At 65.7% G+C, this 10,050-nt stretch carries 13 protein-coding genes; 7 read left to right on the plus strand and 6 right to left on the minus strand.

What is annotated here, in order from left to right:
• The 5 genes from AB0313_RS21690 to AB0313_RS21710 form a co-directional block, all read right to left on the minus strand.
• Positions 1-639, minus strand: a 639-nt coding sequence (locus AB0313_RS21690) for a hypothetical protein (RefSeq protein ID WP_366308361.1), incomplete at its 3' end; no start/stop codon positions are given.
• Positions 640-736: 97 nt separating this feature from the next.
• Positions 737-1,867, minus strand: coding sequence for a hypothetical protein (locus AB0313_RS21695; RefSeq protein ID WP_366308363.1), 1,131 nt, complete (start codon positions 1,865-1,867; stop codon positions 737-739).
• A gap of 270 nt (positions 1,868-2,137) precedes the next feature.
• Positions 2,138-2,317 carry a hypothetical protein gene (locus AB0313_RS21700; RefSeq protein WP_366308365.1) on the minus strand — a complete coding sequence of 60 codons (180 nt, stop codon included), beginning with the start codon at positions 2,315-2,317 and terminating at the stop codon, positions 2,138-2,140.
• 340 nt (positions 2,318-2,657) lie between these two features.
• Positions 2,658-3,287, minus strand: a complete 630-nt coding sequence (locus AB0313_RS21705) for a hypothetical protein (protein ID WP_366308367.1) — start codon at positions 3,285-3,287, stop codon at positions 2,658-2,660.
• Complete coding sequence (locus AB0313_RS21710) at positions 3,284-3,706, minus strand: DUF4383 domain-containing protein (protein WP_366308369.1); 423 nt, start codon at positions 3,704-3,706, stop codon at positions 3,284-3,286. Before AB0313_RS21710 ends, AB0313_RS21705 begins: the two co-directional genes overlap by 4 nt.
• Positions 3,707-3,966: 260 nt before the next feature.
• Here AB0313_RS21710 and AB0313_RS21715 point away from each other — a divergent pair, with 260 nt between their 5' ends.
• The 5 genes from AB0313_RS21715 to AB0313_RS21735 all read left to right on the plus strand — a co-directional run bounded on the left by AB0313_RS21715 (position 3,967) and on the right by AB0313_RS21735 (position 7,275).
• A complete protein-coding gene (locus AB0313_RS21715; protein ID WP_366308371.1) occupies positions 3,967-4,551 on the plus strand; it encodes a hypothetical protein in 585 nt (194 codons plus the stop codon).
• Between the two features lie 189 nt (positions 4,552-4,740).
• The gene (locus AB0313_RS21720; RefSeq protein ID WP_366308373.1) at positions 4,741-5,496 is read left to right on the plus strand and encodes a hypothetical protein; all 756 of its coding nucleotides are present in this window, start codon (positions 4,741-4,743) and stop codon (positions 5,494-5,496) included.
• 37 nt (positions 5,497-5,533) lie between these two features.
• Entirely contained in the window at positions 5,534-6,241 is a 708-nt protein-coding gene (locus AB0313_RS21725) for a class F sortase (RefSeq protein ID WP_366308375.1), read from the plus strand.
• Positions 6,242-6,325: 84 nt separating this feature from the next.
• Positions 6,326-6,796 (plus strand): cupredoxin domain-containing protein, encoded by a 471-nt coding sequence (locus tag AB0313_RS21730; RefSeq protein ID WP_366308377.1) that lies wholly within the window; start codon positions 6,326-6,328, stop codon positions 6,794-6,796.
• A 68-nt stretch (positions 6,797-6,864) separates the two neighbouring features.
• A complete protein-coding gene (locus AB0313_RS21735) occupies positions 6,865-7,275 on the plus strand; it encodes a hypothetical protein (RefSeq protein WP_366308379.1) in 411 nt (136 codons plus the stop codon).
• 589 nt (positions 7,276-7,864) lie between these two features.
• Here AB0313_RS21735 and AB0313_RS21740 read toward each other — a convergent pair.
• Positions 7,865-8,203 (minus strand): STAS/SEC14 domain-containing protein, encoded by a 339-nt coding sequence (locus AB0313_RS21740; protein WP_366308385.1) that lies wholly within the window; start codon positions 8,201-8,203, stop codon positions 7,865-7,867.
• Positions 8,204-8,930: 727 nt separating this feature from the next.
• Here AB0313_RS21740 and AB0313_RS21745 point away from each other — a divergent pair.
• Both AB0313_RS21745 and AB0313_RS21750 read left to right on the plus strand, forming a co-directional pair.
• Positions 8,931-9,203, plus strand: coding sequence for an antibiotic biosynthesis monooxygenase (locus tag AB0313_RS21745; protein ID WP_366308381.1), 273 nt, complete (start codon positions 8,931-8,933; stop codon positions 9,201-9,203).
• 641 nt (positions 9,204-9,844) lie between these two features.
• Positions 9,845-10,050, plus strand: a 206-nt coding sequence (locus tag AB0313_RS21750; protein WP_366308383.1) for a hypothetical protein, incomplete at its 3' end; no start/stop codon positions are given.

Below are 10,050 nucleotides of genomic sequence, written 5' to 3' on the forward strand. Positions count from 1 at the left end.
CTGGGTGTTGCTGGCGACACCGGCGTTCGCGCCCAGGTTCACGCCCAGGTCCGTCGCCGAAGCGAAGGATCCACGGTCAGTCCCGGTGGTGCTGTCCTGGGTGTTGCTGGCGACACCGGCGTTCGCGCCCAGGTTCACGCCCAGGTCCGTCGCCGAAGCGAAGGATCCACGGTCAGTCCCGGTGGTGCTGTCCTGGGTGTTGCTGGCGACACCGGCGTTCGCGCCCAGGTTCACTTTCGAAGCCACGGACCCACGATCAGTCCCCGTCGTGCCGATGTTCCGGCCGCCGGCGGTGTTCTGGGTGGTGCCGGCCACACCGGCGTTAGCGCCCAGGTTCACGTTCGAAGCCACGGACCCACGATCAATCCCCGTCGTGCCGATGTTCCGGCCGCTGGCGGTGTTCTGGATGGTGCCGGCCACGTTGGCGTTAGCGCCCAGGTTCAGGCCCAGGTTGGAGGCGATGCTGTCGCGGTTGGCCGTTGAGGACGCGGAGGTGATGCTGGTCTGGTTCTGCGTACTGATACCAAGACCGGCGCCGGTGTTGGTGCCGGTGTCGGCTGAGGCCGCTCCGGCGCCGAGGACGAGGACGCCGCCGGCGAAAGCTGCGGCGCAAAGGGTGTTGCGGACAAATGAATTCATGACTGATTTTCCTCACATGGAATGAATGTTTGTTCCGGCCAAAGGGGCCGGTAAGCCTGCATCTGCCGCGGCATTTAGGTGCGCGGCGCGGGCATCATTAGTCCGGTGAGAATCCTGGATCCTGGGTTGTGGGCCCGGGAAGGACGAAGCTGAAAAGCGATCCTTCCCCGCCCCCGGTCATGGGCAGGACGAAGTGGTGGGAAAGATCCGCTGCAGTCTGCGCTCCGGCGCCAGTGGGCCCCGCACCACCGGCACTGCCGGATACCGGTGAGGGCGCCGGTGTCGTTGCGGGCACGTATTCGCTGGGGGGCCGGGTCGGGCTCTGAGGTGAAGCGCCGCCGTCGTTCATGGACGCGGCAGCACGCGGGGCGCTGCCGGCCGCACCTCCCACGAACTGACTGAAAAGCGCCGTGGTGGAGGCGGACAAATTCGCGATGAACACAGCCGCCCGTGGCGTCTCCACCATCGGGGTGGCATGCTCGCCGCCACCCGGGAAGGTATCTGCCGTCACGGGTGCAACCGGGACTGCGGCCGTGGGGGCCGGGGACCCGTTGATTAGCCCAGGCAATGGCAAGGTAATGCCCTCCACCGGGTTCACTATCGGGTTCAGAGCGCTGCCGGCAAGGGTCGTGAGCGGGGCCACGAGCGGCTGCACGGTACCGGAGACGAGTTCAGTCACGGGCGCAGTGAGCGGTACCACGAGCGGCTGCACGGTACCGGAGACGAGTTCAGTCACGGGCGCAGTGAGCGGTGCCACGACCGGCTGCACGGTACTGGTGACGAGTTCGGTCACGGGCGGGGTGAGCGGTGCCGCGGGGATTCCGGTGAACCCAGTGATGGGGTTCGTGAGGTCTTGGAGCGCCGTGGTTGGGCCTTGGGCGTGGGTGGGTGCGACGGTCGGGGGCGCGGCGGTCTGCCGTCCGGGGTTGCTGGCCGGGGCGGTGACACCCAGTGGTGGGGTCGTTGGCGGGGGAACCGGGACGGACGCGGGCGTTGGTGAGCTCGGCGGTGCCGGTTCCGTCCCGGGCTGAACCGTGGTGATGAGCGGTTTCACGGTTGCATTCAGGGAAAGGACGAGTCCAGTGGCCGTGTTCGGGCTCTCTCCCGGCGGTGGTGCTGGGGCGGCGTGGGCGCTGCCCGCGCCGAAGATGATCCAGAACATGGCGAACAGGCCGCCGACCAGGAGCAGGCGGAGGGCAGGGGCGATGGTGAGGTTCGTGCGGTCCATCCCACCTCCCATCAACTGGCCGGGTTCCACCGTCACATACTTTTCGTCCCCGCCACTGTCACAAGCCGGTACGAAGCCGCGGTGAGAGCGCCCCGCGGAGTGATGCGTTGTCAGTGCTTCGATGCCGGGCGGGATCCGGATGGGCCGGTTTCCAAGAAAAAGATCAACACCGCTATCGCCTGGCCCGGGATTCAATCTCTTTTTGATCGTCGCCGGCTATCTCTCAGGGCTCACCCCGGGGGATGGGAGGGTGGGGTGAGTGGTGCCGCTCTACTCGGAGCCGTCGTCCTGCGCTTCGAGGTGTTTTGCCATGGCTTCGACGGCTTTGTTCCAGCGCGTGGTCAGGGCCTGTCTGCTCAATGGTTCGAACATGCCGGTCAGAACTCTTTCAATGGCATCATAGGCGGCGTCTTTGACCCGTTCCTGCGCCGCGGGACTGTAATAGTTCATGCCCATTATTCGAAGCGGCGGCCACAAAAGATGGCACTGATCGGCTGACATGACCGTGACCACCCCCGCATGGGACGAACCGCACTGGACTGGCTGCAGGGATGACCCCGACGACGGGTCCCTTCATCCTCAGGCTACGGACACGGCCGCATCTGTCCCATCGGCCGGTGTGGAACCGATACCTGCCGGACCTGCCCCGCCGCCCCATGGCGGAACAGTCCCCGACTGCGTGATCGGAACGGGGAGTACCCGCGCGAGCCAGACGGCAACCCCACCGTTGGGTTTATCGGCCCGTAAGTCCGTGGGCCGGTGGTTCGGCAGCGTCACCGCGTGCGGCGGGTCAGTGGTGGTGCCCGGCCGGAGGCGTGCTGTTAGTGCTGAGGTGTTCTCCGTGTGGGACGGCATACTGACCGGCGGCGGTCGCTGCCAGTCCCGGGGCGGTGATTGCCGCGACGGTGAGGGCGGCAGCAAGACTCGCCATCAGGAGCGGTCCCGCGGCGGGTTGGGGGTTGGCCGGGCGCCCCGGGCGGCTGGTTTGTCGGGCCAGCCAGCCCACGCAGCCGAGGAGAATCAGTTCCAGTGCCGCTGCGCTCAGCGCGGTTCCGTTCAGTGAGCGCGGGGATCCGCCGGGCCACCAGATGCCCACGGCCACGCCGGCCAGGTGCAGGAACGCCCCGGCAGGGGCCACGCGCAGGACCGCCCGGCTCCACATCGGGGCGCCGGTGCGCAGGCTCTGCACCGCCCATAGCGTGAGTGCCGCACCCCAGAGGCAGGCAGCGACGGTCCCGGCGATTGTCCAGGGGCCCGGGGCCGTGGTGAGCAGCGTTGAACTGGTTCCGAAACTGAGGGTCGCGGCGCCCAGGCCGGCGAACGCGGCAAGGATCCCGACGGCCTCGGCCAGGACTCCGCCCCGGGCAGGGGCCGTACTCTCGTCCGGGACTGTTGCTCCCGGCGCGGGGGCGGAGTTCATACCTGGCCGGACCGGATGGTGGTGCGCCGGCTGATTTTCTTGTCCTGGGAGAGGCCGACACCGAGCAGGAGGATGGCGCTGGCCAGGTGCAGGACGTTATCGGCGCCGTTGAGGGCGATGATGTTTGCTGCGCTGTCGAGCAGGAACAGCCCCAGGATTCCGACCAGGAGGTATACGGCCCCCACGGCAGTGTTCACCGACCGGGCTGCGGGGACGGACTTCAGGCCCGCGAGCAACAGGGCCGCGCCGATGGCCAGGTGGATGATGTTATGCAGCGGGTTCACTGCAAAAATGATCAGGTCCGGTCCTTTGGTGGCGAAGAATCCGACGCCGGAGGTCACGGCGAAGCCGGCAAGCCCGACGAGAAGGTACACGGCGCCGAATACGGTGGCGAGGAGTTTGTTGGCAGATGTGCGCATGACGGATGAAGCCCTTTCGAACGCGGGCCCTCGCAATGGGTGCGAGACGATGGGCCCGTTGGAAGAAGGTCCCCGGACGGGAGCCCTGACCGTTATTCGTCCTCACACGATCAATGGATGGGCCACGTCCATGCCGCCACAGGCGACGAATAACCGGTGACGGGGACGGTAAGGTGTCGGCCAGAACTACCTTTTGGAAGGTGTGTGCTTCACTGGGACGAGCGAGCTCGCCGACACGATCTCTAACGCATCAGGTGCTGGTGACGACTCTTGTCGGGCTGACAATGCTGGTCCTGGCTGGATGCGGCGCCGGTCCCGATGAATCCGTACCCGGTCCGGCTGCTTCGATGGCGGCCTCTGCCGGGGCCGGTACCCCATCAGCGTCCCCCCTCTCCGACATTCCTGTTGCCGCCGCCGGTGGGCCCTCGGCCGCGGCGTTGATGGTGTGCGGTGAGGAAACCCGGGACAACATCGTCAAGATCCTTGCCCTCCCGTCCCCTCCCGGCACTTCCGCATCGTGGGCGGACAAGCTCTACACCTGCACCTACACACTGCCCGCCGGTGCGCTCGTGCTCTCCGTCAAGGAAGCCCCGGACCCGGACACTGCCCACACCTACTTTCAGGATCTACAGCGGACCACGGGCGGGGCCGCCCCTATCGAGGGATTGGCGAACCTGGGGTTCCCGGCCTTCCAGACACCGGCGTCCGCTGTCTTCGTCAAAGACAACTTTGTGTTGACCGTGGACGCGGCGGCCCTGCCCGAAACGCTGGGACCCAACCAGGTCACCCGCGCCGCGTTCGCCTACCAGGTCGCCAGCACGGTCCTGGCCTGCTGGTCCGAATAACCGCTGCAACCCCTGCAGCGGGCCGGATACCGGCCGCCGCGTTCGGGCAGGTCACCTTCGAAGATGGGCGGTAAAGATTTTTCCTGAGACTTGACCAATCCGTGACGCGGCGCACAACGAACCATGAGTGTCACTGCTATGGGCGTGCCCATCTGGGGGAACGTTCATCATCAACGGAGGAAACACGTCATGAAGAAATCAGCTTTCCTGATTGCCCCGGTCCTGGCCCTGGGCGCCCTTGCACTCTCCACCAGCCCCGCCCTCGCCCATGATGGGCAGGAGACCATGTACCAGGCGAACCTCGCCGCGATCAACGGGTCCAACGCCTCCGGAACGGTCATGATCACCGTCGACGGGAATCAGGCCACCGTCACCGAGAAAGTCTCCGGACTCGCCGCGATGTTTAACGGCGCGCCCTACCCGCACGTGCAGCACATCCACATCGGTGCCCAGGGCACCTGCCCGGACATGTCCGCCGACACCAGTAAAGACGGCGTGATCAGCACCACCGAAGGTGCCCCCTTCTACGGCGGCATCGGCGCCACACTCTCCACCAGCGGCGACACCAGCCCCGCAGCCGGCACCGATCTGAAGGTCGCACCCTCGGGCGCCTCCTACACCTACAACCGGACCTTCACCCTGGACCCCAAGACCGCTGATTCACTCAATGCCGGCACCGCCGTCGTCGTCGTCCACGGCCTGGACCCCGCCACCCTGCCCGCGGCAGCCCAGAAGGAGCCCAGCGACCTGGTCCCCTCCCTGCCCCTGGCCGCCACATCACCGGCGCTGTGCGGGACCCTGAAGGCCTTGCCTGCCGGAGCCCCCGGCACCGGCATCACCACCCCGGCCCCGGCCGGGCCTGACCTGGGGCTGCTCGCAGCCGGCGGCGGCCTCGTCCTGGCAGCCGGCGGAGCGTACGCCCTCCGCAAGAAGATCGCAGCCTAAGGCCTGATAAAGGCACCAGGAAACAAGCAGGGACCTGATGGGAACTGACACCAACGGCCGCCGCGGACGCTTCATCGCGTCCGCGGCGGCGGCGCTGCTCCTGGCCGCCGGCATCACCACCACCGCCCTTGGCCTCCACGCCGAACCACCCACACCCGGCCCAACCAGCAGCACCTCCCTACTGAATCCCGCCGCCGCACCGTCTGACGACCCAGTCACCACAGCGGCCCCGCGCCTGCCGTCTGCCGCGGCTGTCCCTGCCGCGCCGGACAGTGCACTGCCCGCCTCTGTGCCGGTCCGGATCGAGGTGCCCTCCATCGGCGTGGATGCGGCCTTGACCGCCGTGGGCAAGCAAGCCAACGGCGAAGTCCAAACCCCCTCGGGGGAGCCCGGCGCACCCGGAGGCTGGTACCAGGACTCCCCCACCCCCGGCCAGACAGGCTCCGCAGTCATCCTCGGCCACGTCAACAGCACCACCAGTGATATCGGCCTGTTCTACCGCCTCCACGAACTCACCCCCGGCCAGGCCATCACCGTCACCCGGGCCGATCACACCGCCGCGGTCTTCACCGTCGACAAAGTTGACGTCTACCACAAATCAACCTTCCCGACGGTTGCGGTCTATCAGAACGCGGAACGCCCCGAAGTCCGCCTCATCACCTGCGGCGGCTACAACCCCGCCACCCGGGAATACCAGGACAACACTGTCGTCTACGCCCACCTGACCTCCAGCCACCCCGCCTAGGAGCGGTACTGGGCTACCAGTCCGATGGCCGGGGGAAACCCTGGCCCGGCGACCTTCGCCCCCCGATTGAAAGAGAACAAAGCCATGAAGACCGTCACGATCCGACAGCGCTTCACCCTCGCCGTGATTGGTGCCGCCACGATCATCGGCGCCAGCGCCTGCGGCTCCACCGGCACCGGGGCAGGTTCTTCTGCAGTTCCTTCAACGGTTCCCGGATCGGCCGATGCGTCCATGGAACCGGGCATGACCATGAGCGCTTCCCCGACGGCATCGTCAATGGGGGCCTCGGGTGGGTCGACCGGTGCGACAGCCCAGGCGACAATCCACATCAAATCCTTCGCCTACACCGGCGCGGAAAGTGTCCCCGCGGGGTCCACAGTGACGGTGATGAACATGGACAACGAAGCCCACACCGTCACCGCTGACGACGGCTCCTTCGACGCCGTCGTCAAAGCAGGGACCAGCACCACGTTCACCGCCCCCGCAAAACCCGGAACCTACACCTACCACTGCACCTACCACTCCAACATGCACGGAACCCTGAGCGTCAAATGACGCGACTGCCCCAACGCGGTTCCAGTTCGGCCCCGCCGGCCGCAGCGGACTGGATTCTGCGGATTCTGATGACGGCGGCCCTCGGCGTGGACGCCGTCGTGCACTTCCAGTTGGCCCCCGGCTACCAGGGCGCAGCCCCCGACGGTATCGGGCAGGGCAACCTCTTCATCGCCGAAGCCTCAGCAGCGGTCATCGCCGCCCTGTACATCATCCTGCGAGGCAGCCGACCCGCGTGGCTTCTGGCCCTCGCGGTCACCGGCGGGGGCCTGGCGGCCCTGCTGCTCTACCGGTACGTGGATGTCCCCGCCTTCGGGCCCTTCCCGGCCATGTACGAACCCCTCTGGTACCCCGAAAAAACCCTCACCGCCTGGGCCCAAGCCGCCGGAGTCCTCCTCGCCAGTGCCGCGCTGACCATCCATCGGCGGATGCCATCCTCTCGCCGCCGCCACAGCACCGGGCACGGGCCCGGTCAGAGGTAAACAAGAACCGGACGCCCCACCAGAACCACCCCCGGGGGCAGTCCTTGACGGGAACGTCAGCAGCGGCCGGGACGGAACGCACCCTTTCCCCATCAAAGAAGCCCGGGACTAACGGGCCCCTGGTCCAGTTACTGGGCCCGTGATGCGGCGGCGAGCTCAGCCACGGTCGACCGTCGGGAGTCCCACACGATTCTCAAAAGTTAGGTGTCCGTCACCGAGGCGACGGCTTTTCGATTCAGAGATTCCGGCGGTGGCTTTCTTCGACACCCATCTCGTACCAGAAGATTGCGTCTGGAACAGGCATGGGAGTATCCAAGTTCCGGTAGAGAGCATCCAAAAGTTCGCTCAGCTTTTCAATGGTCAAGCTGCTCAGAATCATTTCCGGCCCTCGGGAGTCGCTGAGGATCGTGAATAGTTCTCGTTCCGTCATCACTGCCCCGGAAGGATTAGCGGGTGTGGCCGCCCTTACCCAGGCGACGGCTGTCATAAGAACAACGCCAAATGCCGGCAGGGGACGCATGGCGTCAGTTTAGGGCAGAGAAGGGCCAGGAACGCCCGTAGCCCTCTCGCGGCGGCTCATCAAGGGCAATCAGCTGTTGCCATTCTCATGTAGCAGCCAGTTCAAAGCCTCGTGGCGTGAGGTGAAGAACCGGGTGGGGCAGGGCGGGATATGCACCTGGAGGAAGAAGTTGGCCAAGACGCGATCCACCGGACTGGTCCCTAGCAGCGCGATCCGGGTAGCTGCGCAGGGAATAGAAAACACAGCCCGCGCTCCCCTACTCACTGACTCAGTTGTGGCCATATCAACCAGCAGGGGATATTCGCCCCCTTGAGCGACTTCATTTACGGCCGCCATGGCAGCCTCAGCGTCCGCCTCTTCAATGCTGACGTCCGTTTGCCACAGGAGATGAATAAATCCCGCGGGCATCAAGAAGACCCTGCCCTTGCCGCTTGCGATTGTTACTGGCTCCATCATGCGCCCGGTCACCCCCTCCAGACCTAGTAATTTACCCAGGAGGGCTGCCGCCTACGACCCTGTCGGGTCTTGCCTTGCAGCCAGAACGGCGAGGTCATGGATGACCTGCCGCACCTCACGTTCACGACCGCTGGAAAACACAACACTGGACAACGGAACTGACCTCGTGGACGGAGCCGGAACCGGGGCGGGCTTGCCCGGCCGCTCCACCACAGCCGGTCCCTCAGCTGCAAACGGATCAATAAAGCGCACTGGTTCCACCACACATCCCCTCAACCCTCACCATCCTGCTCAGCCCATTATGAAGGACCCACCCGCCGGAGCAGCGCCGTCCCTCCTCAGAACCCTGTTTGCCAGATGAAACGCCCAGAGGAGCACCATCGTAAACAAGACACCGGACGACAGGCAGAAACCCTGCCATGAACGGGCAGCACTTTAACAGACGGCCGCGCCAGCGGAGGCCTGACGGCGGGGGCATCAGCAGCGGAGCGAAACCCTCCGTGCGGCGCTAAACTTGTACTGTACAACCCGCCCCGATCCCTGCTTCCCGCTAAAACGGATTCGAAGAATGGGGAAGACACCCCGCGCCGCCCCTAATGCCCGATTAGGGGGTATAGGCCGTTGGTCGTCCGGTCCTAGCGGCCTAACATTGGGATCCATTCCATCGAAAGGAAGCGTTATGCATGCTGCAGTGCTAACCGTGACCATTGACCCGGAACAAGCCGACGACGCGGAGATCGCTCTGCGGAACGAGATCGTCCCCATGGTGAGTTCGTTGCCCGGGTTCGTGGCTGCCTACTGGTTGGAGGCCGTGGAGGGTCAGGCCATGGTGCTGGTGGTGTTCGACACGGAGCAGCAGGCCCATGAAGGAGCTCCGCCCGTAGGGTTGTCCCCCACTGCGGGCGTGACGATTGCAGACGTAAAGCTCCGGCGGGTCGCCGCTTCCGCGTGACCTCAAACTAGTTTTGTGCACCAGCGGGGCAATCTTGAGTCGTGCCGCACAAAGTCTGGCCGTTCTGCCCGTGCGATCCTTGCTCCAGCGAGACCCCCGGGGTTCCTCACCAGCATAGAGCTGCAAGTCCTTTGGGGTGCCGGTGGCGGCAGAGCCAAGGGCCTCGATAAGGCCCTACCGGACCGCGTGGCCGCGGACTCGATCGTGAATCGGCTCGCCGACAACGCCCGCGGCTGTTGCCGCGACAGGACCTCGTGGGCTACCCCGGCGCCCCCGGCTCTGTCATTTTTCCGAAGTCGCCCTGGCAGGAATTGTTTTTCGAGGTCACAGAGATCTCGTTCCTGCTGGCACCGACTCCGCGAACCACCGCCGGTCGGGGCGCTAAGGGCCGCTGACCGGGCCATCACCGTCCTCCTGAGCCCCCAGAATGCCAAACCGGATCTTGTCCGTGCCCGCCTGGGTAAGAACGCAGGCGGGAAAGAGCCGGTTTTTCTACCCTCGACGCCCCTCGGTTCATGGCTTGTTCTCCCAGGGTGAAATAGACTGTGGCTGGGTCGAGTTCTTATGTTCCGGCCGCGCGTGCAAGACTCCGCGGTCCTCCAAATATCTTCGCCGTGCTTGGTTTGTTCCGGGAGTATCAGATGTCCTGGTTTCGTCGCATCGCACCCCTTTTCACCCTCGCTCTCTTCACCGCAACAGCCGGTGTGACCGCGGCGGTCGCGGACTCACCGGCCCCGCACGAGCATTACGCGAACCACCCCATCCGCGTCCGACCCGGTGCCACGGCGGCGCCGACCGGTCTCGCCCCGGCGACCGTGCAGGGAATCTACAACTTCCCCACCGGGAC

The organism is Pseudarthrobacter sp. NPDC080039 (assembly GCF_040702335.1).
Taxonomy (GTDB): Bacteria; Actinomycetota; Actinomycetes; order Actinomycetales; family Micrococcaceae; genus Arthrobacter; species Arthrobacter enclensis_A.

Bases quoted from the DNA above. Each gene is read 5' to 3' on its own strand.
- AB0313_RS21695 (WP_366308363.1), bottom strand. From the start codon at position 1,867: ATGGACCGCACGAACCTCACCATCGCCCCTGCCCTCCGCCTGCTCCTG.
- AB0313_RS21700 (WP_366308365.1), bottom strand. From the start codon at position 2,317: ATGAACTATTACAGTCCCGCGGCGCAGGAACGGGTCAAAGACGCCGCC.
- AB0313_RS21705 (WP_366308367.1), bottom strand. From the start codon at position 3,287: ATGAACTCCGCCCCCGCGCCGGGAGCAACAGTCCCGGACGAGAGTACG.
- AB0313_RS21710 (WP_366308369.1), bottom strand. From the start codon at position 3,706: ATGCGCACATCTGCCAACAAACTCCTCGCCACCGTATTCGGCGCCGTG.
- AB0313_RS21720 (WP_366308373.1), top strand. From the start codon at position 4,741: ATGAAGAAATCAGCTTTCCTGATTGCCCCGGTCCTGGCCCTGGGCGCC.
- AB0313_RS21725 (WP_366308375.1), top strand. From the start codon at position 5,534: ATGGGAACTGACACCAACGGCCGCCGCGGACGCTTCATCGCGTCCGCG.
- AB0313_RS21730 (WP_366308377.1), top strand. From the start codon at position 6,326: ATGAAGACCGTCACGATCCGACAGCGCTTCACCCTCGCCGTGATTGGT.
- AB0313_RS21735 (WP_366308379.1), top strand. From the start codon at position 6,865: ATGACGGCGGCCCTCGGCGTGGACGCCGTCGTGCACTTCCAGTTGGCC.
- AB0313_RS21740 (WP_366308385.1), bottom strand. From the start codon at position 8,203: ATGCCCGCGGGATTTATTCATCTCCTGTGGCAAACGGACGTCAGCATT.
- AB0313_RS21745 (WP_366308381.1), top strand. From the start codon at position 8,931: ATGCATGCTGCAGTGCTAACCGTGACCATTGACCCGGAACAAGCCGAC.